Annotated in this window: 22 protein-coding genes and 1 tRNA gene; 11 read left to right on the top strand and 12 right to left on the bottom strand. The window is 29.3% G+C overall.

Going from position 1 to position 20,564, the window contains the following annotated elements:
* Nucleotides 1–67: 67 nt before the first annotated feature.
* A tRNA-Thr gene (locus BIV18_RS05920) sits at nucleotides 68–143 on the top strand.
* A gap of 45 nt (nucleotides 144–188) precedes the next feature.
* On the opposite strand, the gene BIV18_RS05915 is transcribed toward BIV18_RS05920, so the two are convergent.
* The 12 genes from BIV18_RS05915 to rpmH all read right to left on the bottom strand — a co-directional run bounded on the left by BIV18_RS05915 (nucleotide 189) and on the right by rpmH (nucleotide 9,613).
* Nucleotides 189–605: a hypothetical protein gene (locus BIV18_RS05915; RefSeq protein WP_075659732.1), complete on the bottom strand. Its 417-nt coding sequence runs from the start codon at nucleotides 603–605 to the stop codon at nucleotides 189–191.
* Nucleotides 605–1,498, bottom strand: coding sequence for a PhzF family protein (locus tag BIV18_RS05910; protein ID WP_075659731.1), 894 nt, complete (start codon nucleotides 1,496–1,498; stop codon nucleotides 605–607). The genes BIV18_RS05915 and BIV18_RS05910 overlap by 1 nt, the downstream gene beginning before the upstream one ends.
* A complete protein-coding gene (locus BIV18_RS05905; RefSeq protein WP_075659730.1) occupies nucleotides 1,495–2,349 on the bottom strand; it encodes a ParB/RepB/Spo0J family partition protein in 855 nt (284 codons plus the stop codon). Before BIV18_RS05905 ends, BIV18_RS05910 begins: the two co-directional genes overlap by 4 nt.
* The gene (locus BIV18_RS05900; protein ID WP_075659729.1) at nucleotides 2,342–3,097 is read right to left on the bottom strand and encodes a ParA family protein; all 756 of its coding nucleotides are present in this window, start codon (nucleotides 3,095–3,097) and stop codon (nucleotides 2,342–2,344) included. Before BIV18_RS05900 ends, BIV18_RS05905 begins: the two co-directional genes overlap by 8 nt.
* Before the next feature lie 185 nt (nucleotides 3,098–3,282).
* Complete coding sequence (rsmG, locus tag BIV18_RS05895) at nucleotides 3,283–3,975, bottom strand: 16S rRNA (guanine(527)-N(7))-methyltransferase RsmG (RefSeq protein ID WP_075659728.1); 693 nt, start codon at nucleotides 3,973–3,975, stop codon at nucleotides 3,283–3,285.
* Complete coding sequence (gene mnmG / locus BIV18_RS05890) at nucleotides 3,965–5,869, bottom strand: tRNA uridine-5-carboxymethylaminomethyl(34) synthesis enzyme MnmG (RefSeq protein ID WP_075659727.1); 1,905 nt, start codon at nucleotides 5,867–5,869, stop codon at nucleotides 3,965–3,967. The genes rsmG and mnmG overlap by 11 nt, the downstream gene beginning before the upstream one ends.
* 6 nt (nucleotides 5,870–5,875) lie before the next feature.
* Nucleotides 5,876–7,255 (bottom strand): tRNA uridine-5-carboxymethylaminomethyl(34) synthesis GTPase MnmE, encoded by a 1,380-nt coding sequence (mnmE, locus tag BIV18_RS05885; protein WP_075659726.1) that lies wholly within the window; start codon nucleotides 7,253–7,255, stop codon nucleotides 5,876–5,878.
* An 85-nt stretch (nucleotides 7,256–7,340) separates the two neighbouring features.
* Nucleotides 7,341–8,171, bottom strand: a complete 831-nt coding sequence (gene jag / locus BIV18_RS05880) for an RNA-binding cell elongation regulator Jag/EloR (protein ID WP_075659725.1) — start codon at nucleotides 8,169–8,171, stop codon at nucleotides 7,341–7,343.
* A complete protein-coding gene (locus BIV18_RS05875; RefSeq protein WP_075659724.1) occupies nucleotides 8,171–8,905 on the bottom strand; it encodes a YidC/Oxa1 family membrane protein insertase in 735 nt (244 codons plus the stop codon). Before BIV18_RS05875 ends, jag begins: the two co-directional genes overlap by 1 nt.
* A gap of 18 nt (nucleotides 8,906–8,923) precedes the next feature.
* On the bottom strand, nucleotides 8,924–9,139 hold the full coding sequence (gene yidD, locus BIV18_RS05870) for a membrane protein insertion efficiency factor YidD (RefSeq protein ID WP_075659723.1): 216 nt from the start codon (nucleotides 9,137–9,139) through the stop codon (nucleotides 8,924–8,926).
* The gene (rnpA, locus tag BIV18_RS05865) at nucleotides 9,136–9,471 is read right to left on the bottom strand and encodes a ribonuclease P protein component (RefSeq protein WP_083635538.1); all 336 of its coding nucleotides are present in this window, start codon (nucleotides 9,469–9,471) and stop codon (nucleotides 9,136–9,138) included. The genes yidD and rnpA overlap by 4 nt, the downstream gene beginning before the upstream one ends.
* A gap of 7 nt (nucleotides 9,472–9,478) precedes the next feature.
* Complete coding sequence (gene rpmH / locus BIV18_RS05860; protein ID WP_019139068.1) at nucleotides 9,479–9,613, bottom strand: 50S ribosomal protein L34; 135 nt, start codon at nucleotides 9,611–9,613, stop codon at nucleotides 9,479–9,481.
* Nucleotides 9,614–10,055: 442 nt separating this feature from the next.
* On the opposite strand from rpmH, the gene dnaA reads away from it, so the two are divergent.
* The 10 genes from dnaA to BIV18_RS05810 all read left to right on the top strand — a co-directional run bounded on the left by dnaA (nucleotide 10,056) and on the right by BIV18_RS05810 (nucleotide 20,407).
* A complete protein-coding gene (gene dnaA / locus BIV18_RS05855; protein WP_075659721.1) occupies nucleotides 10,056–11,405 on the top strand; it encodes a chromosomal replication initiator protein DnaA in 1,350 nt (449 codons plus the stop codon).
* Nucleotides 11,406–11,553: 148 nt separating this feature from the next.
* Nucleotides 11,554–12,648: a DNA polymerase III subunit beta gene (gene dnaN / locus BIV18_RS05850; protein ID WP_075659720.1), complete on the top strand. Its 1,095-nt coding sequence runs from the start codon at nucleotides 11,554–11,556 to the stop codon at nucleotides 12,646–12,648.
* 2 nt (nucleotides 12,649–12,650) lie between these two features.
* Complete coding sequence (gene yaaA / locus BIV18_RS05845; protein ID WP_075659719.1) at nucleotides 12,651–12,863, top strand: S4 domain-containing protein YaaA; 213 nt, start codon at nucleotides 12,651–12,653, stop codon at nucleotides 12,861–12,863.
* The gene (recF, locus tag BIV18_RS05840) at nucleotides 12,860–13,936 is read left to right on the top strand and encodes a DNA replication/repair protein RecF (protein ID WP_075659718.1); all 1,077 of its coding nucleotides are present in this window, start codon (nucleotides 12,860–12,862) and stop codon (nucleotides 13,934–13,936) included. The genes yaaA and recF overlap by 4 nt, the downstream gene beginning before the upstream one ends.
* 13 nt (nucleotides 13,937–13,949) lie before the next feature.
* On the top strand, nucleotides 13,950–15,863 hold the full coding sequence (gene gyrB / locus BIV18_RS05835; protein WP_075659717.1) for a DNA topoisomerase (ATP-hydrolyzing) subunit B: 1,914 nt from the start codon (nucleotides 13,950–13,952) through the stop codon (nucleotides 15,861–15,863).
* A 9-nt stretch (nucleotides 15,864–15,872) separates the two neighbouring features.
* On the top strand, nucleotides 15,873–18,302 hold the full coding sequence (gene gyrA, locus BIV18_RS05830; protein WP_075659716.1) for a DNA gyrase subunit A: 2,430 nt from the start codon (nucleotides 15,873–15,875) through the stop codon (nucleotides 18,300–18,302).
* Nucleotides 18,303–18,310: 8 nt separating this feature from the next.
* On the top strand, nucleotides 18,311–18,622 hold the full coding sequence (locus tag BIV18_RS05825) for an STAS domain-containing protein (RefSeq protein ID WP_075659715.1): 312 nt from the start codon (nucleotides 18,311–18,313) through the stop codon (nucleotides 18,620–18,622).
* A 1-nt stretch (nucleotide 18,623) separates the two neighbouring features.
* Complete coding sequence (locus BIV18_RS05820; protein ID WP_075659714.1) at nucleotides 18,624–18,971, top strand: ATP-binding protein; 348 nt, start codon at nucleotides 18,624–18,626, stop codon at nucleotides 18,969–18,971.
* Nucleotides 18,972–18,980: 9 nt separating this feature from the next.
* Nucleotides 18,981–19,766, top strand: a complete 786-nt coding sequence (locus BIV18_RS05815; protein WP_075659713.1) for a SigB/SigF/SigG family RNA polymerase sigma factor — start codon at nucleotides 18,981–18,983, stop codon at nucleotides 19,764–19,766.
* The gene (locus BIV18_RS05810; RefSeq protein ID WP_075659712.1) at nucleotides 19,766–20,407 is read left to right on the top strand and encodes an HlyC/CorC family transporter associated domain-containing protein; all 642 of its coding nucleotides are present in this window, start codon (nucleotides 19,766–19,768) and stop codon (nucleotides 20,405–20,407) included. The genes BIV18_RS05815 and BIV18_RS05810 overlap by 1 nt, the downstream gene beginning before the upstream one ends.
* Nucleotides 20,408–20,564 lie beyond the last annotated feature (157 nt).

Below are 20,564 nucleotides of genomic sequence, written 5' to 3'. Positions count from 1 at the left end.
TATATCATTAATCAAGTTTTTTCAGTTTTACTTTTTTTCAATTAGTGCTATAATTATTTTATTATTTGCTGATATGGCTCAGTTGGTAGAGCAATTGATTCGTAATCAATAGGCCGGCGGTTCAAATCCGCCTATCAGCTCCATTTATATTTTTAAAAAGCTGACTTATCAACTAAGCCAGCTTTATTTTATCTTCCATACTTTTCTATTATATTATCAATCATTTTTGAGTTATTGGAACTAATATTGTAATAGATATTATTTACTCTAATAGTAAGACCTGTTTTTACAAAAGAAATTTTGTTTCCACTTGTAAAATAGACATTTATATAATTTGCTATTTCTGCATTAGTATCTTTGTTTGCTTGTTTTCCTCTCAATCGATTTAAGTCTCTTACTATTTTATTTACAGTTTTTTCTTCCTTTATTGTCTTCATATTATCAGTTTTAAATCCAATTATCTCTATATAATCAACATCTTTTGGATTAATATCTACTATTTTATTTCGTGAAGATACTAAACTCACTCCAAAAAATACTATCACTACAAAAAATATAAAAAGAACTATTTTAGATCTTTTTGATTTTCTCTCTTTTCTTGCCATTATAAATATAAAACTCCATTCATAAATACGTAAGCTCTTCCCCCAACACGAATCCTTCCTTCTCTATCTGTTAGATTTGTAAAAACCTTTGAAATTCTTCCAATATAATCGCCTTGTATTGCTGTAACACTCTTGCTTTCTGTTATTTTGTTTGAACTTAAATAGTACATAGTTGCAGCTGTAGATGTTCCACTTCCAAATTCCTCATCTTCGCCAATTATTGGAGAAAAAGTTCTTTGTTTAATTTTTTTTCCATCATTTGTTGTAAAAGCATGAATTGAAATTAAATTTTCATCTCTCGAAATTTCAAGGGCTTCTTTTTTGTCTAGTACTATAGAAGAAAGTGATTCTTCGTTTTTTACAGGTACAATTATGTCGCAAGTTCCCGTAGATATTTTTTTCATGCTCAAATTTTCAGCTATTTCAAGCCCAATATCTTCTTTTTTTAAATTGAGAATTTTTAAAATTCTATCTTCATCTTCAAATTTTTCATCGAGTTTAATATCTAAATTCATGTAAATATTTTGGATTTTCCCATTTCTATATTCAAGCTCAACTGGTATTTTACCAATTTTTGTGTGTTGAATAATTTTCTTTATACCTTCTTCCTCACTTTTAATATATTCATTTTCTGCAAGTGCATAAAAAGTTGCAACAGTTGCGTGACCACAAAGATTTATCTCACCATCTGGCGTGAAAAATCTTGTTAAGTATCGATCTCTATCAAGTTCTCTTACAAAAACAATTACAGATTGATTGATGTCCTTAGCGATGTTTTCCATTTCTTCATCTGAAAGCTTTCCACTATCGTCAATTACTACTCCAGTCGAATTACCCATAAAAGCCCTATCTGAAAAGGCTGATACTAAATATGTCGTATAAAATCTTTTCATTCCATTAAATCCTTTTTTAAAATAAGATCAACAATTCTAGATAAGTCTTCTTCGCCATAATATTCGATTTCAATTTTGCCGACTTTTCCTCTTTTTTTGAAACTTACCTTTGTTCCAAGTGATCTTTCAATCTCACTTCTTATATCTTCCAAAAAAACATCTTTTGATTTTTCTATTTTTCCAGTCTCAGTATTTTTTTTATTAACATTTACAGGAATGGAGTTTTTTATGATTTTCATGGCTTCCTTATACTGTCTATCACTATCTTTTATAGCAAGTAATTTTTTACCATGAGATGTACTAATTTTCCCTTCTTCCAAAAGTTTTAAAACTCTAGGATCAAGCTTTAAAAGCCTAATAGTGTTGCCCACATATTGTCTACTTTTACCTATTTCATCGGCGAGTTCTTTCTGTGTTAGATCTTGTGAATCCAAAAGGTGTTTGTAGCTCATAGCTTCTTCCACTGGGTTTAAGTCTTTTCTTTGAATGTTTTCAATGATAGCAATCCTACTAGAAATTTCATCAGATACATCTTTTACAATTGCAGGAACTTTTGTCACTCCAGCTTCTAATGCCGCTCTATATCTTCTTTCTCCTGCTATGATTTCATATTTATCATTTTTTCTCTTTAGTAAAAGTGGCTGAATTATTCCATATTTTTTTATAGATTGAGAAAGTTCGTATATTTCATCTTTGTCAAAATTTTTTCTGGGCTGATCTTCATTTGGAATAATTTCAATAACATTAATATCCATAAGTTTTGAACTATCTTCTTCAATCACTTCTCTTATTTTTTCACTGGATGTTAAAAAGTTTTCTATTCCTCTGCCAAGTGCATTTTTCTTACTCATATATTTCACCTATTACTTCCTTAGCAAGCTCCGTATATGCCCTTGCACCTCTAGATTTGTTGTCATAATCAAATATATTCATACCAAAACTTGGAGCTTCTGCAAGTCTAACATTTCTAGGTATAAAAGTTTTAAAAACTTTATCCTTAAAGAATTTTTTAACTTCTTCTACTACTTGATTAGACAGATTGTTTCTTCCATCGTACATACACATCACAACTCCTAAAATACTTAAATTTGGATTAAAATTGTCTCTTACAAGAGCAATTGTATCCATTAGTTGTGAAACTCCTTCAAGGGCATAGTATTCGCATTGCACAGGAATAAGGATTTTATCGCTTGCAATTAAAGACATCATTGATAATATTCCAAGAGAAGGTGGAGAGTCGAGAATTACAAAATCATAATTGTCCTTGACCTTATCTATCATCTTCTTTAGTTTAAACTGCCAGTCTTCGTATCTTGCAAGTTCAATTTCCACTCCAGCAAACTCTCCATTTGATGGGATTATGTCGAGCTTATTAAAAGAAGTTTTGTAAATAGAATCTATTTTCTCATCTATAACAAAGTCATATATCATATTTTTAAACTCATAAACTCCAAGCCCTGAAGTTGAATTTCCTTGTGGGTCCATGTCAACTACAAGTGTCTTTTTACCTCTCAAGGCAAGTGCTGAACTTAAATTTATAACAGTGGTGCTTTTACCAACCCCACCTTTTTGATTGAAAACTGTAATTACAACAGACATTTTTTACCTCATTTCTATACCATTAATAATAACATGTTTGAATTTTTTTTTAAAGGCAAAGCAAAAAAATAAGCTTCAAAAAATTTGAAGCTTTGCTCTACGTGGAGCATTTTTATATTTTTTTAATTTTTTTGATGCTCTACGTGGAGCATCTTGTTTTTATTAACTAATTTGATCTTTGGAATTTATAGAGGTGCCTTCCTTGGTTTTCCCCCACCTCTTGGATACTTTTTGTCAGTCTTTTTAACTTTCTTAATCACAATAATATAATGATCTATATCCATTGGTAATGGAGTGTAAATCACATTTTCCACAATTCCGCCCATTAATTCAATCGCTCTCTTTGCATCTTCAAGCTCTTCTTTGTATTCTGGACCTTTTTGAGAAATAAAATACCCTCCAACTTTTACAAATCCCATTGCATACTCTGTTAAGGTAGCTAGATTTGCAACTGCCCTAGATACTGCTATGTCAAATTGTTCCCTGTATTCTTCTGTTCTTGCAATTTCTTCGGCTCTTGCGTGAATTGCCTTTATTTTTTCTAGATTCAGTTCTTCAATTACGTCATTTAAAAAATCAATTCTTTTTCTAAGTGAATCTAGAAGAATTATATCTAATTGTTCGTTATAAAGCTTTAATGGAATCCCTGGAAATCCTGCTCCAGTTCCTATGTCAATAATTTTTTTCTCTCCATCGAATTTTTTTGTCTTAAAAAGGCTCAATGAGTCCAAAAAGTGTTTTACGTTAAATTCATTTTCTTCAGTAATTCGCGTAAGATTTGTATGCTCGTTGTATTTCAGTATTAATTCTTTGTATTTTTCAAATTTATCAATATTATCTGTGCTCAGATCATAGTTTTTCATATAATCAATTAACATTTTTTCTCCTTAATTGCTCAAGATGTATCAAAAGTACATTTATATCTGCTGGGGAAACTCCAGTTATTCTAGATGCTTGACCAATGGATTCTGGTCTAATATCTGATAATTTTTCTTTTGCTTCTATTCTAAGTCCATCTATATTTTTATAATCTATATCCTTGGAAAGTTTTTTGTTTTCAAGTTTTTTAAACTGTTTAATTTGTATTTCTTGCTTTTTAATATAACCTTCGTACTTTATTTCAATTTCAATATTTCTTATTACATCACTTCTTACAAAAGGTCTGTCTTTGTCAAATACTGCTAGTTTTTTATAGTCAAGTTCCGGCCTTTTTATAAGCTCATAAAGAGAGAAAGAATTTTGAGTTTCGGTTGATCCAAGGCTTTTTAGAATTTTATTATTTTCAGCAGTTGGATTAATTTGAATTTTTTTAATTCTATTAATTTCTTCTTCAATTGCATTTTTCCTATATAAATATCCTTTATATCTCTCATCGTCTACAAGTCCAATTTTTCTTCCTCTTTCAGTGAGTCTTAAATCGGCATTATCTTGTCTTAGAGTGAGCCTATATTCAGCTCTTGAAGTCATCATTCTATAAGGTTCTCGAGTTCCCTTGGTTACTAAATCGTCAATTAAAACTCCAATATATGCTTCAGATCTATCTAGCACAAAGGGATCTTTTCCTTTTACTTTAAGAGCTGCATTTATTCCTGCGACAATTCCTTGTGCTCCTGCTTCTTCATATCCGCTAGATCCATTAATTTGTCCAGCAAAAAATAAACCCTCATAATCCATGTGTTCTAAGGTTCTCTTTAAGAGGGTTGCATCGATTGCATCATATTCAATAGCATAGGCGGGTCTTAAAATTTTACAGTGTTCCATTCCTATTATTTCTCTGTAAAATTGATTTTGTACTTCTACTGGTAGTGAAGAAGACACACCTTGGATGTACATTTCATCAGTAGTAAGACCTTCTGGTTCAATAAAAACTTGATGTGAATCTCTATCAGCAAATCTAGTTACTTTATCTTCAATAGATGGACAGTATCTTGGACCTTTTCCTTCAATATCTCCAAGTGCAAGTGCAGATCTTTCGATATTATTTCTAATAATATCGTGGCACTTTTTAGTAGTATAAGTCAAATAACAAAGTTCTTGTTTAATATCGTATTTTTTGTCGATGTTTAGGAAAGAAAACGGAATTATTTCTTCGTCTCCTCTTTGTTCTTTCATCACAGAATAATCCATTGATTTGCGCAAAACCCTTGCAGGAGTTCCTGTTTTTAACCTTCTAAGTTCCATTCCAAAATCTTTTTCAAGACTTTCTGAAAGATAATTTGCTGGACCAAATCCACTTGGACCTGAGGAATAATTTACTTCTCCCATAAATATTCTTGATCTTAGGTAAGTTCCGCTACATATTACAACGCATTTAGTTTTATATTTTGCACCATTTCTCGTTAAAACTCCAGTTACTTTCTTACCATCTTTTAAAATTCTAATAGCTTCATCTTGAAGGAGATATAAATTTTCTTCATTTTCCAGCACTCTTTTCATCTCATCGTGATACTTTCTCTTATCAGCTTGCACTCTAAGTGAATGGACAGCTGGACCTTTTGAAGTATTAAGCATCCTAGATTGGATAAAAGTTTTGTCTATATTTTTTGCCATTTCGCCACCTAAAGCGTCAATTTCACGAACTAGATGACCCTTACCTGTTCCACCAATGTTTGGATTACAGCTAAGTTGTGCTATTGAATCTAAATTTATACATAATAAAAGAGTTTTTGCACCAAGTCTTGCAGATGCAAGAGCAGCTTCACTTCCTGCGTGACCTGCTCCAATTACAACTGTATCAAAATCTCCAGCTTCAAAATATTTAATATCTGACATCTTTACCTACTTTCCTATACAAAAATCAGAAAATACTCTGTCTAAAATATCTTCTGTTGTAATTGTTCCTGTTATCTCAGAAATATGTGCAATTACATTTTCAAGGTCAACTTCAATTAAATCTAAAAACACCTTTTTATTTAGGCTTTCTTTTACCTCTAAAAGTTCTTTTCTTGCTTCTCTTAATGCATTTATATGTCTAATGTTAGAAAGCACCGTGTCAGAGGAAATTTGAAGTTCTCCATCAAAGAACAAATCTAAAATTAATTTTTCAACTTTTTTAATAGATTCATTTTTCATAACTGAAAGTCTCAAATAATCATCTTTAAAATACTTTTCAATTTCTTCATCAGAAATTTTTTGTTCTAAATCATCTTTGTTTAATATAATGATATGTTTTTTGTTTTCGATCAATTTTAAAATTTCTTTATCGTTTTGATCAAATTCTCTCGAAATATCAAAAATTGCAATTACTAGATCCGCATCTTTCAATTTTTCTCTAGCAATATTTACGCCAATTTTTTCAACTTCATCGTCAGTTTCTCTAATTCCGGCAGTATCAGAAATTTTTAATAAAACACCATCTAAATTTATATAATCTTCAATTACATCTCTAGTTGTACCTGCAATATCAGTTACTATTGCTCTTTCATATTTTAAAAGTCCATTTAAAAGTGAAGATTTTCCAACATTTGGTTTTCCAAGAATTACTGTATTTATGCCATCTCTAAGAAGTCTTGAGTTTTTAGAATTTTCAAGGAGATTATCCATTTTATTTAAAATTTTTTCACTTCTATCCATAAGATCATGATAGGCAGCATCTTCAATATCCTCGTCAGGAAAATCTATGTTTGCGACAATAAGAGCCTGCATAGAGATAAGTTCATCCCTTAATTTATTTAGTACCTCGCTGAGTGCTCCACTAAGTTGATTTAAACCAAGATCAAAGGAAATATCTGTTTTTGCCTTAATCATGTCTATTACTGCCTCAGCTTGAGTTAGGTCAATTCTTCCATTAAGAAAACCTCTTTTAGTAAATTCTCCCTTTTCAGCTAGCCTTGCACCATTAGACAAGATTAAATTTAAAATTCTTTTAACAGAAACAACTCCTCCATGACAATGAATTTCAACAATGTCTTCAGCAGTATAGGAGTGAGGCCCTTTCATTTTTACAACTAAAACTTCATCTATTTTTTTGTCTCCATCACATATATGACCATACAAAAACTTTCTATTTTCAGCATCTGCCATATTTTTTCCACTTACAGATACAAAAATTTTATCTATTATATTTATTGAATCTTCGCCGCTCATTCTTACAATTGCAATGCCAGCTTCGCCAATTGCAGTAGAAATTGCAGCAATAGTATCATTTAAATTTCCCATTATATCAGTCCTTTTAAACTATATTACTACAATTAAAGCAAATAAAAAAGAAGGCTTTTAAAATAAAGCCCTCTTATATAATTTTTTAATATTTTCTTTCTTTTTGAATTACAACTTTTCTAAAAGGGTCCTTTCCTTCAGAATGTGTTAACACTCCATCAAAATCTTGCAAAGCTGTGTGAATAATTTTTCTTTCATAAGAATTCATAGGTTCAAGCTTAACTGATCTGCCACTCTTTGTAACCTTATTAGCCATTTTTTTTGCAAGATTTATAAGAGTTTGCTTTCTTTTTTCTCTATAACCGCTAGAATCTAAATTTACTCTAATATATCTTGAAGATTTTTTATTGACTATTAAATTTAAAATATATTGGATTGAATCAAGAGTTATACCTCTTTTTCCAATTAAAATTCCAAGTCTATTTTCATCTCCTTTAATATTAATGTTTAGAGTATTATCTTCCAATTCCATTTCTACAGTATTATCAAGTTCCAAAGTCTCAAGAATTTTTGCAGTAAATTCTCTTGCAGCATCTAAAATATCTTTATTTTCTTCTTCGATGCTATTCGAACTTTCTTCAACATAGTTTTTTTCGCTAGCTTCTAAATTATCCTCTGTTTTTTCTGTAAAAATTTCATTATTTTCTATTTCAAGTTCAACATTATCTTGAACTGTGTCTTGGCTCTTCTCTGATTCAATTTTTTCATTAAATATTTCATCTAAAATACTCTTAGTTTCATCTTCCTTTGGCCAAACTTTTACAGTTGCATCCTTAGAACCAATAAGTCCCAAAAATCCCTTTTGACCTTCATCTAATACTTCAATTTCAGCATTTTCTCTTGAAATATTTAATTCAATTAGAGCCTCTCTTACTGCTTCGTCAACGGATTTTCCCGTTTTAATTACATAATTCATTACTTATCCTTAACCTCAACTTCTTCAATTTCATCTTTTACAATCTTATTAGTAATAAGTTGTTGGATTATTGAAAATATATTAGAAACAATCCAATAAATAACAAGACCAGCTGCATATCTTCTCGCCATTGAAAAAATTAAAATAGGCATCACAACCATCATAGTAGTCATCATAGACTTTGCTTGATCAGCACCTGCACCTTGAGAGGCAGGGTTTTTAGTAGTAATAAAGCTTACTAAAAAAGTTGAAACAGCTGCTATAATAGGCATAATAAAAGTTTGATCTACATGATCAATATTCTTAATATAAAAGAAATTCTTGTTCATTGTTTCATAAAAACCTGGGTCTGTAAAAGCGAAGGTTTGTGGGTTCAAAAACACTCTATAAAAAGCAATTAATACAACCATTGTTATAATCATTGGTAGACATCCTCCAGCGACGCTGTAATTGGCATCTTTATAAAGTTTTTGTTGTTTTGCAGCTAAAGTTTGTGGATCGTTTTTGTACTTTTGTTGCATTTTTTTAAGCTCTGGTTGAAGCTTTGCCATTGTCTTTTGACTTTTCATCTGAGAAATATTAAGTGGCAAAATTAAAAGCTTAATAATAATAGTAGCAATAATAATTGAAAGTGCAAAATATGAAACTTGAGCTGGTTCATTTGACATAATTGTAGCTAGTCCATCGTAGATGAATTTTACAAAAATTCCAAGTATAGAACTAATTAAATGCATTAATAATTTCCTCCAATTTTAAATGAGAGGATCGTAACCGCCTTTGTGAAAGGGATGGCATTTTAAAATTCTTCTAATAGTAAGATAAGTACCTTTAAAAAAACCATATTTCTCGTAGGCTTCATAACTATATTGTGAACAAGTGGGTGTAAATCTACAGTGTCTTCCTGGTAAAAGATATGTAGAAATAAATTTTTGATAAAATCTTATTAATAACATACAAATTTTACTCATTTAATCATCTTCTTTTGTCTTTTTAAAACAGAAAAAAAAGAACTCCTAAAGTCTTTAAAATCAGAATCACATGCATCCTTTTTAGCAACAAATACATAATCGTAACCTGGTTTTATTTTGTGAGAATTCTCTCTTAAAAGGTGTTTTAATCTTCTTCTAACGAAATTTCTATTTACGGCATTTCCAATTTTTTTAGTAGTAGTAATACCAAATCTTGGATAATCTCTTTTATTTTCAATAGTAAAAAGAGTAATATACTTAGATCCAGAAATTTTTTTGTTAGAATAAACCCTCTGAAATTCACTATTCTTTTTTAAATAACAATCCTTCATTATAAACCTAAGCTGAAAGTCTCTTTCTGCCCTTTCTTCTTCTTGCCTTAATAACGGCTCTACCTGCTCTAGTTCTCATTCTTGAACGAAAACCATGTTCTCTTTTTCTTTGTTTGTTTTTTGGTTGAAAAGTTCTCTTCAAAGTTCTCACCTCTTTCTATCTTTATCATTTTATTTACAAATGGTTAAATTGTCAAGTAATATAGATGATTTAATAGCAAATAAGCTCTTAATTTTTAATTTTAAATATTATAACAATAAAAATTTTAAAATCTTGTAAAATCCCTTATTGTTGATAAGTCTATCATTATTTGTTAAAATATATGTGGATAAATATAAATTGTTTGTAGATAAAAACAAATTTGTTTATAAGTAAAGTTATTAACATTATGTTGATAAGATGTTGATAATTTTATTTTTATTTTGTAAAAAATAGAAATAATCTAATTTCTACAAAAAGTTATCAACATTTTATATGAATTTTATTGTTTATATTTATTTATCCACAGATTTATTCACATTTGTAGATTTAATTATTAACTACAATTTATCAACAATATAAAAATTGTTAATGAGGAGGAAATATGGATAAAGAACTTTCCACAATGTGGGAAACTTTTTTAAAAGAACTTGAAAAAAGATCTATGTCTCAAGTTACATATTCCACTTGGTTTTCAAGAATGCTTCCAAAATCAATTGACTACGATAGCAAAAAAATTGTAATTAAAGTTCCATCGCCTTTTATAAGAGATTATCTCGTAAATAATAAAAGACATTTTGATTTAGTTGGTGATGCTTTAAAGGAAATTACTGGAATTGATTTTGATATTAATATTATTTCAGATGATGAATCCACCGATTCAAACCCTGCAGGACTTATAAATAAGCCTTTTCTAAATGTATCAAGGCTCAATCCTAAATACACTTTTGAAACTTTTGTAGTTGGAAAGAGTAACGAATTTGCCCATGCAGCGGCACTTGCAGTTTCTGAAAATTATGAAAACCCGCAAAATGCATTTTCAAATCCACTCTTTATATATGGAGGTGTTGGACTTGGCAAGACCCATTTAATGCACGCAATTGGACATTTTGTACTAGAGCAAGATCCTACTAAAAAAATTTTATATGTTACAAGTGAGCAATTTACAAATGAACTTATAAATTCCATTCAAACTAATAAAAATGAAGAATTTAGAAATAAGTACAGAAAAGTAGACCTTCTCTTAATTGATGATATCCAATTTATCGCTGATAAAGACAGAACTCAAGAAGAGTTTTTTCATACTTTTAATGAGCTTCACGAACAAAATAAACAAATTGTCTTAACTTCTGATAAACCACCTAAAGACATTAAAAGTCTTGAAGAAAGGTTGATTTCAAGATTTGCTTGGGGACTTGTAGTAGACATTGGACCTCCTGATTTGGAAACTAGAATTGCAATTCTTAGGAAAAAAGCTGACTCTGAGGGTTTTAATATTAGCCAAGAAGTTATGAATTTTATAGCTGAAAATGTAAGAAGTAATATTAGAGAACTTGAAGGGGCGCTTTCCCGCGTTATGGCATATTCAAAGCTGACAGATTCTGATATTTCTGTTGATTCTGCCGCTATAGTTCTTCAGGATATTTACGAAACTAAAGCAAAAAAACAAATTACAGCAGAATTTATAAAATCAGAAGTTGCCAAAAAATACGGCTTAACTATAGACGATTTAAATTCACGAAAGAGAACTAATGCTATTGCTTATCCAAGACAAATAGCCATGTATATTACTAGAGAACTTACTGATTTAAGCCTTCCAAAAATAGGTGATGTATTTGGCGGGCGTGATCACTCAACTGTAATTCACGCATACGATAAAATAACTCATGATTTAGATAATGATCCTATATTTAAAATTGAAATAACAAATTTAATAAAGGAAATAAAATCTTAATTGTGGATAATTTTTTAAAAGTCAAAAACTTATCCACATGTTATCAATGTTAAATTTTTATAAATCTCAATGTTTTTAGGACTTATACACAAATTAACAAGCCCTACTACTATTACTATTTTATATACTATATTTCTAGGAGGAAAAAATGCTAATAAAGGTTAATAGAAAAGAACTGACAAAACATATTTCAATAGTTCAAAAAGCAATTTCTCAGAGAACAACTATGCAAATACTCGAAGGCATAAAAATAACAGCTAAAGATAATACTTTAATATTAGCTGCTACTGATACAGAGATAAGCATTAAAACTAAATTAAATGCAATAGTTGAAAGAGAAGGAGAAATTGTAATAAATTCAAGACTCTTTGGAGATATTGTTAGAAAACTTGAAAATGATATTATAAATATAAATGTAGAAAATTACACTATGAATTTAAAGTGTGGAGATTCTATTTTTAATATTTCAACTCAAAAGGCAGATGAATATCCAGATCTTCCCAAGGTTGAAGATGATATTAAATTAGATATTTCTGCAAAAGATTTAAAAAATATTGTAAAGAAAACTACTTTCGCAGTTTCCAATGACGAATCTAGAATTGTTTTCACTGGTGTATTTATGGATATAAAGAAGAATTTTATAAACTTCGTTGCACTAGATGGATTTAGATTGGCAATTCAAAAACTTGAAAAGGAAACGGGAATTGAAAATTCAATTATTATACCATCAAGATCTCTTAATGAACTTGTAAAGATAATAGATAATGATATAGATGTAACTCTTAATATTTCAAAAAACAATATAGTTTTTAAATTTGATAATACTATATTTTATAGTACATTATTAAGTGGCGAATTTTTTAGTTACAGTGCGCTTCTGAGAGATGAACACAAAATTTCTACTATTGTATCTAAAAGAGAATTTCAATTCGCAGTTGAAAGAGCATCTCTTCTTGCGAGAGAAGATAGAGCAAATCTTATTAAATTAAATGTATTAGAAAATCACATAAATATTAAGAGTAATTCGGAAATTGGAGATGTTTTTGAAAAGGTTAAAACATCAGAACATGAAGAAATTTTAGATATTGCTTTTAATTCAAGATATATTTTAGATGGAGTTAAAATTTTAGAATCTGAAGATATTGTTCTTAATTTCACAGATTCTGTAAATCCATTAATAATAACAGAAAAAGGAGATGACTCCTATATATATCTTGTGCTTCCAGTTAGACTTGCGGGGTAATTATGGAAACTATAAATATAGATACTGAATTTATAAAACTAGACTCCTTTTTAAAGCTTACAGGACTTTGTGAATCAGGTGGCTTTGCCAAGAATATGATATTAGAGGGAAATGTAAAAGTTAATGGAGAAGTTGAAACTAGAAGAGGAAAAAAATTACACAAGGGAGATAAAATTTCCTTTGAAGGAAATGAATATATAATTGGTGAGAAATGAAACTCAAATATCTAAGACTTTTTAATTTCAGAAATTATAAGAGTTTAGATTTTATTCCTGGTGAAAATATAAACGTACTCTATGGCTTAAATGCTTCGGGGAAAACAAATTTAATTGAATCAATATATATGTCTGTAAAGGCAAATTCTTTTAGAAATTCAAAAGATAAAGATCTAATTAATATTGATGAAAATTATTCTAGTATTATTACAAGATATAATATTGATGATTACAAGGATGATTATAGAGTTGAAATTTCAAAATTTGAAAATAAAAAATTATTTATAAATGATGAAAAAGTAAATACCAAGGATTACAAAAAATCTAGGTTTGTTATACTTTTTAACCCTGATGATCTTAATATGATAAAATATTCACCTAGGGAAAGAAGAAAATTTTTAGATGATTTATTGTCAAATATTGATCTAAATTATGATTTTTATATGTACAAATATAGAAGGCTTTTATTCGAGAGAAATAAACTTCTAAAGATGAATATAGACAAAAATCTTTTAGATGTCTATGATAGGGAAATAGTAAAAAATGGAACTAAAATAATTATTATGAGACTAAAGATCATAAAGAGATTAAATGAAATTTCTAAAGAGCATTATAAATTAATTTCTGGGGATGATCTAAGTATAACTTATCTTTCAACAGTTCCAGTTTTAGTCGATGAGAAAGAACTTATGGAAAATTATTTAGTACTTTTAAAGGATTCTCTTTCTAAAGATTTAGAAAAAAAATACACGACTATTGGTCCTCATAGAGATGATTTAGATTTTAAAATTAATAGATTTTCTTCTAGGAATTATGGTTCTCAAGGCGAACAAAGAAGTATTGTACTTAGTTTAAAGTTAGCTGAAGCAGATTTAATAAGAAATTTATATAAAATAAAACCTGTTCTTCTTTTAGATGATGTTTTCTCAGAAATTGATTCAAATAGAAGTAGGTATTTATTACATTCATTAAAGGATTTACAGACATTTATTACTACAACAGAAACTGATGAATTTTTAAAATCAGTTGATGCAAATTTTTATAGAATAAGTGAAGGTAAAGTAATTTATTAGAATAGGAGATAAAATGGCGAAAGACAAAAGACATTATGACGCATCGGACATACAGGTATTAGAGGGTTTAGATCCAGTTAGAAAAAGACCTGGTATGTATATTGGTTCAACTGGACCAAGAGGGCTTCATCATTTAGTATATGAAGTTGTAGACAATTCAATTGATGAAGCTCTTGCTGGAATATGTGATCATATAATTATAAAAATAAATAAAAATGGAAGTGTAGAAATTTCTGATAATGGTTCAGGTATTCCAGTTGCAATACATCCACAAACTGGAAAATCAACAGTAGAAACTGTACTTACAATTCTTCATGCAGGTGGAAAATTTAACAATTCTGCATATAAAGTTTCTGGTGGACTTCATGGTGTAGGTGTATCTGTAGTAAATGCTCTTTCAAATAAATTAGTTGCTACTGTAAAAAGAGATGGCAAAATTTATAGACAAGAGTTTTCTAGAGGCATTAGAAAAACTGAACTTGAAGTTATTGGAGAAACAAAAATTGATGACACAGGTACTAAAATTTATTTTGAACCAGATGATACAATTTTTGAAACTGTGGAGTTTTCTGACGAAATTCTCTCTAAAAGATTTAGAGAAATGGCTTTTCTAAACAAGGGAATTAAAATTGAATTTATAGATGATAGAAAAAACTTAAGAGAAGTATTTTACTATGAAGGTGGAATTAAATCCTTTGTTGAATTTATAAATCATAAGAAAAAACCAATTCATGACGAAATAATATATATAGATGAAGTAAGAGAAGAAACTGCAGTTGAAATTGCAATTCAATATACAGATTCTTATTCAGAAGTTGTGCTTTCCTTTGCAAATAATATTAATACTGAAGAAGGAGGAAGTCACCTTTCAGGTTTTAGATCTGCTCTTACTAGAACGTTAAATGACTATGGAAGAAAAAATAACCTTATAAAGGAAAAAGAAGAAAATCTTTCAGGTGAAGATGTAAGAGAAGGAATTTCTGCAGTAATAAGTGTAAAACTTCCTAACCCACAATTTGAAGGACAAACTAAGGGAAAACTTGGAAATTCAGAAACAAGAGGAATTGTAGATTCAGTTTTATCTGAAAACTTGACAATTTTCTTGGAAGAAAATCCAAAAATTGGAAAACAAATTTTAGATAAAGCCCTTTCAGCAAGACGTGCAAGAGAAGCTGCTAGAAAGGCAAGAGATTTAACTAGAAAGAAAAATAATCTAGAGTCAATGACTCTTCCAGGTAAGCTTGCAGATTGTCAAAATGATGATCCAGAGAGAAATGAAATCTTTTTGGTCGAAGGTAATTCTGCTGGTGGTTCTGCAAAGGACGGAAGAGATTCAGAGTATCAAGCAATTCTTCCTTTAAGAGGAAAGATCATGAATGTTGAAAAGGCAAGATTAGATAAAATATTAAATTCATCTGAAATTCGTGCAATGATTACTGCCTTTGGGACAGGAATTGGAGAAGAGTTTAATATAGAAAAACTAAGATATGATAAAATTATAATTATGACTGATGCCGACGTAGACGGTGCCCACATTATGACTCTTCTTTTAACATTATTTTTTAGATATATGAAACCTCTTATAGAAGAGGGACATGTTTATGTTGCACAAGCTCCACTATTTGGCATAGAAAAGGGAACTAAAATACTTAGATATTGTCACGACGAAAAGGAACTTAAGCTTGCACTTAAAGAATACAAAGATGCAAAGATAAATATTAAAAGATATAAAGGTCTAGGAGAAATGAATCCTGAACAACTTTGGGAAACTACAATGAATCCAGACAACAGACTTCTTTTAAAAGTAAATATAGATGATTTAACAGAAGCTGATGACACTTTTACAATTTTAATGGGTTCAGAGGTTGAACCAAGAAGAGAATTTATAACAGAAAATGCAGTTTATGCAGATTATATAGATGCATAGGGGTGAAAGATGACTGAAAATAACTTTATAGAATCAGGAATACTTGATGTTGATATTAATAAAAAAATGAGGTCTTCTTATCTCGATTATTCAATGTCTGTAATAGTGGCGAGAGCACTTCCTGATGTAAGAGATGGACTTAAACCAGTTCACAGAAGAATTTTATATGGAATGCAAGGTCTTAATCTTGCATCTAATGGACCATATAGAAAATCTGCAAGGCTTGTTGGGGATGTAATGGGTAAGTATCACCCTCATGGTGACTCTTCAATTTATGAAGCAACAGTAAGACTTGCACAAGATTTTAATACTAGATATCCACTTGTAGATGGTCAAGGAAACTTTGGTAATATAGACGGCGATGGTGCTGCAGCAATGCGTTACACAGAAGTTAGAATGACTAAACTTGCAGAAGAAATGCTAAGGGATATAAATAAAGATACAGTTGATTTTGTTCCAAACTTTGATGAAAATGAAAAGGAACCAACTATTCTTCCAGCAAGATTTCCAAATCTTTTGGTAAATGGATCTAGTGGTATTGCCGTAGGTATGGCTACAAATATGGCTCCACATAATATGAAGGAGTCAATTGATGGAATCATAGCTTATATTGACAATGACAATATTTCTATTAGTGAATTAAATGAAATTATAAAGGGACCAGATTTTCCAACAGGAGCTCAAATTATGGGTACTGAAGGGATTAAAGAAGCCTATGAAACAGGTAGAGGAAAAATAATTGTAAGGGCAATTGCAGATATAAAAAGTTTTAAAAATAATCGTGAAAAAATAGTTATAACAGAACTTCCTTACCAAGTTAATAAGTCTGCACTTATAATGAAAATTGCAGATCTTGCAAAAAATAAAGTAATTGATGGAATTTCAAATATTACAGATGCTTCAAATAGAAAGGGAATCAACATAATTGTTGAATTAAAAAAAGATGCCAATGCAGAAGTTGTTTTAAATAAACTTTATAAAAATACGCAAATGCAAACAACTTTTGGAATTATAAATCTTGCACTAGTAAATGGAAAACCAGAAATTCTAAATTTAAAAGAAATTATAAGATATTATGTTGATCACCAAGTTGAAGTAGTTACAAGAAGGACTAAATTTGATTTAGACAAAGCTGAAAAGAGAGCTCATATAGTTGAAGGACTTTTTATAGCACTTGATAATATTGACAGAATTATAAAGATAGTAAGAGCATCAAAAGATGATTCTGAAGCAAAGAAAAAATTCTATGAAGAATTTAAATTAACTGATGCACAATCTCAAGCTATTTTAGACATGAGAATAAGAAGACTTACAGGACTTGAAAGAGAAAGACTTGAAGCTGAATATGAAAAACTTCAAGCTGACATAAAATGGTTTAAAGAAATTTTGGAAAATAATGACGTACTTATGAACCTAATAAAAGATGAGCTTCTTGAAATAAAAGCAAAGTATGGAGATTTGAGAAGAACTGTAATTTCTCATGACAGAACTGATATAGAAGTAGAAGATATTATAAAGAGAGAAGATGTCGTAATAACACTTACTCAATTTGGATATATTAAGAGAATGAGTGAGGGAACTTATAAGCCACAAAAAAGAGGTGGAAGAGGAGTTTCGTCAGGAAATATGAGAGATAAAGATTTTGTAAAGGAACTTTTTGTCACATCAACTCATGATATGATTTTATTTTTTACATCTCTAGGAAATGTATTTAAATTAAAAGCATATGAAATTCCAGAGGATTCCCGAACTTCAAGAGGAACTGCAATTATTAATCTACTTCAACTAGAAGAAGGAGAAAAAGTTACATCGATAATTCCAGTGAAAGAATACGATCCTGACATGAATTTCTTAATGGTTACTGAAAAGGGACTTATAAAAAGAACGCCTTTTAAAGATTACAAAAATATTAGAAAATCTGGAATAATTGCTATAAAATTAAATAAAGATGATAAGTTAATTAATGTTCATTTAACAAAGAATAATGAAGACGTAATACTTGTAACTAAAAAGGGTCTTGCAATAAGATTTAACGAAGAACAAGTTAGAAAATCAGGTAGAAATTCTATGGGAGTTAAATCTATTAATCTTGATGATGGAGATATTTTAGTTTCATCAGATCTTGCCTATGATGACAAATATTTATTAGTAATATCCGAAAATGGATTTGGAAAATTAACTGAAATTTCTAAATATAGACCACAAAACAGAGGAGGAAAGGGTCTTTTAACTTATAAAATTACTAAAAAGACTGGTGATTTAGCATCTGCAGCAGTAGTGGAAAAAGAAGATGATGTAATGATAATTGCAGATTCTGGAGTTATTATTAGAATTTTAACAGAAGATATTTCTATACAAGGAAGAAACACATCTGGCGTTAAACTTATGAATTTGACTGACGCAAAAGTTGTAGCTGTAGCAAATTATATTGGAGATTAGGAGGCTTTATGGAATTTAAATTAGAATCAAAAGACACTAATGAATTTTTAATTTTATATCCAAAGGGAGAATTGGATGTATATAATACAAAAAAATTCAAAGAAAAATCTATAAAATATTATGAAAAATATAAAAAAGATATTTTATTTGATTGTAGTGATTTGGAATATCTTGATTCAACAGGTCTTGGTTCACTTATCTATATTTTAAAAGAATTAGAAAAAGATGGAAATAAAATTGTAATTGAAAATTTAAATAAATCAATTATGAAGCTCTTTAAGATAACAAAACTTGACGACATGTTTGAAATAAGGGGGTAGTATGGATACACTTAAATATCAAATACCTAATGATGCCAAATACTTTTCAACAGTAAGATTAATGTTATCAGGTATTTTAAATCTACTAAATAGAAATATTGAAGAAATAGAAGATTTGAAAATGGCAGTCACAGAAAGCTTAAATATTTCATTAAGTTTAACTGATCTTGATCATATTGACATAGTATTTGAAATAGAAGAAAAAAATATAAAGATTTGTGTAAGTGAGATCAAAGAAGAAAAGTTAGAAAAATCTGAGAAATTATTTCTTTCAAAAACTATTATTGAATCTCTTGTAGATGAATGCTATTTTGATGGAAATAAATTTATTTTGTCAAAAAAATTTTAAGGATTTATTATGAATTTAAAAGAATACAACAATTTAGATAGAAGACTTACAAAGGAAGAGAGAAGAGAACTTTTTAAAGAATATCACGAAACTCAGAACCAAGAAATAAGAGATATTTTAATCGAAGAGCATCTTTATATAGCAGAAATTCTATCTAAAAAATACGCAGGTAGGGGCATAGATTATGACGACATATATCAAGTGGCATCTATTGGATTAATCTATGCAATACAGAGATATAATCCAGACAAAGGATTTGAATTTTCATCTTTTGCAACACCAACTATAATTGGAGAAATAAAAAAGTATTTTAGGGACAATGGATGGACAATTAGAGTTCCAAGAAGAATCCAAGAGCTTTCTAAAAAAATAGCAAATGCAACTGTTACTTTATCTCAAAAATATCAAAAAACTCCTACTATTGATGAAATTGCAGAATTTTTAAATTCAACCCCAGAAGAAATTATGGAATCAATGGAAGCATCAAAAGTCTATACTCCTCAGTCGCTTGATGTAACTTATGAATCAGGTGACGAAAGTGAAGTAAATCTATCTGATCTAATAGGAATAGAGGAAAAATATTTTGATAAAATAGAATCAAATGACTTCTTTAAAAGAGCAATGGAAAATTTAGACGAAGTTGAAAAAACTATTTTAATAGACAGATATTTTAACAAAAAAACACAAGTTGTAATTGCAAAGGAACTAAACATTTCTCAAATGACAGTTTCTAGAATAGAAAAGAAAGTTTTAGAAAAAATGAAAAAAGAGCTTGCTAAAACTATGGAGGTTTAATGAATAGAAATAGGTATCTAGTTACACTTTTAAAACTAGTAAATATATTTGAAATAGTTGTGTCTATTATGCTAATAGCTGGAGTTGTAATATCAGTACCTGATATTTTAAAATACTATTTTAAAATAATAACAAGCGATGCCACACTTTCTTATAAAATATTTCAAAATTTTCTTTCTCATGTGCTTTTACTTGTAATAGCAATAGAATTTGTGGTATTGATGATTGCTCATACTGACACAAATATTATTCACTTAATATTACTTGTAATATCTAGAAAGATGCTGGTATACTCGGACACAATGGTGGACTTACTTATTGCAACAATTGCAATAGCAGTATTATTTGCCGTTAGAAAATTTTTATTGACTGGTGTAAGCATGGATAGTACAGCAAATGAACAAAACGAATATTCTGCATCGACTCCAATTAAAATACTCAACAGAAAGTATGGATTTGACATAGACCCAGGTGAATCAACTACACTAGGAGGTTATGTATCTGCACTACTAATTAAAAATGCAGAAGAAGCAGATACTGGAGTAATTGTGGAAGATGGAAATTACATTTTCCAAATTGTAAAAATGGCAACTGGCGGAGTTATACAAATAATTTCAGTAGAGAGAATAGACAAAAAATAAATAAATAAAATTTTAGCCTATGAGATTTTTATTTAACTCATAGGCTTTTTTAATAAATATTAGTAACAAATGTAGATAAAAAATAAAAAATGTGAATAACTTTCAAAAATAAAAAGACTTATTCACAAAAATAAAAAGACCCGAGATTTTCTCGAGT

Source organism: Peptoniphilus grossensis, from assembly GCF_001940285.1.
GTDB classification, from domain to species: Bacteria; Bacillota; Clostridia; order Tissierellales; family Peptoniphilaceae; genus Peptoniphilus_A; species Peptoniphilus_A faecalis.
The sequence above is the reverse complement of the archived record's forward strand: the minus strand, read 5'-3'. Positions and strand labels throughout refer to the sequence as shown.

Coding starts and splice junctions, on each gene's coding strand:
- BIV18_RS05915 (WP_075659732.1), bottom strand. CDS start 605: ATGGCAAGAAAAGAGAGAAAATCAAAAAGATCTAAAATAGTTCTTTTT.
- BIV18_RS05910 (WP_075659731.1), bottom strand. CDS start 1,498: ATGAAAAGATTTTATACGACATATTTAGTATCAGCCTTTTCAGATAGG.
- BIV18_RS05905 (WP_075659730.1), bottom strand. CDS start 2,349: ATGAGTAAGAAAAATGCACTTGGCAGAGGAATAGAAAACTTTTTAACA.
- BIV18_RS05900 (WP_075659729.1), bottom strand. CDS start 3,097: ATGTCTGTTGTAATTACAGTTTTCAATCAAAAAGGTGGGGTTGGTAAA.
- rsmG (WP_075659728.1), bottom strand. CDS start 3,975: ATGTTAATTGATTATATGAAAAACTATGATCTGAGCACAGATAATATT.
- mnmG (WP_075659727.1), bottom strand. CDS start 5,869: ATGTCAGATATTAAATATTTTGAAGCTGGAGATTTTGATACAGTTGTA.
- mnmE (WP_075659726.1), bottom strand. CDS start 7,255: ATGGGAAATTTAAATGATACTATTGCTGCAATTTCTACTGCAATTGGC.
- jag (WP_075659725.1), bottom strand. CDS start 8,171: ATGAATTATGTAATTAAAACGGGAAAATCCGTTGACGAAGCAGTAAGA.
- BIV18_RS05875 (WP_075659724.1), bottom strand. CDS start 8,905: ATGCATTTAATTAGTTCTATACTTGGAATTTTTGTAAAATTCATCTAC.
- yidD (WP_075659723.1), bottom strand. CDS start 9,139: ATGAGTAAAATTTGTATGTTATTAATAAGATTTTATCAAAAATTTATT.
- rnpA (WP_083635538.1), bottom strand. CDS start 9,471: ATGAAGGATTGTTATTTAAAAAAGAATAGTGAATTTCAGAGGGTTTAT.
- dnaA (WP_075659721.1), top strand. CDS start 10,056: ATGGATAAAGAACTTTCCACAATGTGGGAAACTTTTTTAAAAGAACTT.
- dnaN (WP_075659720.1), top strand. CDS start 11,554: ATGCTAATAAAGGTTAATAGAAAAGAACTGACAAAACATATTTCAATA.
- yaaA (WP_075659719.1), top strand. CDS start 12,651: ATGGAAACTATAAATATAGATACTGAATTTATAAAACTAGACTCCTTT.
- recF (WP_075659718.1), top strand. CDS start 12,860: ATGAAACTCAAATATCTAAGACTTTTTAATTTCAGAAATTATAAGAGT.
- gyrB (WP_075659717.1), top strand. CDS start 13,950: ATGGCGAAAGACAAAAGACATTATGACGCATCGGACATACAGGTATTA.
- gyrA (WP_075659716.1), top strand. CDS start 15,873: ATGACTGAAAATAACTTTATAGAATCAGGAATACTTGATGTTGATATT.
- BIV18_RS05825 (WP_075659715.1), top strand. CDS start 18,311: ATGGAATTTAAATTAGAATCAAAAGACACTAATGAATTTTTAATTTTA.
- BIV18_RS05820 (WP_075659714.1), top strand. CDS start 18,624: ATGGATACACTTAAATATCAAATACCTAATGATGCCAAATACTTTTCA.
- BIV18_RS05815 (WP_075659713.1), top strand. CDS start 18,981: ATGAATTTAAAAGAATACAACAATTTAGATAGAAGACTTACAAAGGAA.
- BIV18_RS05810 (WP_075659712.1), top strand. CDS start 19,766: ATGAATAGAAATAGGTATCTAGTTACACTTTTAAAACTAGTAAATATA.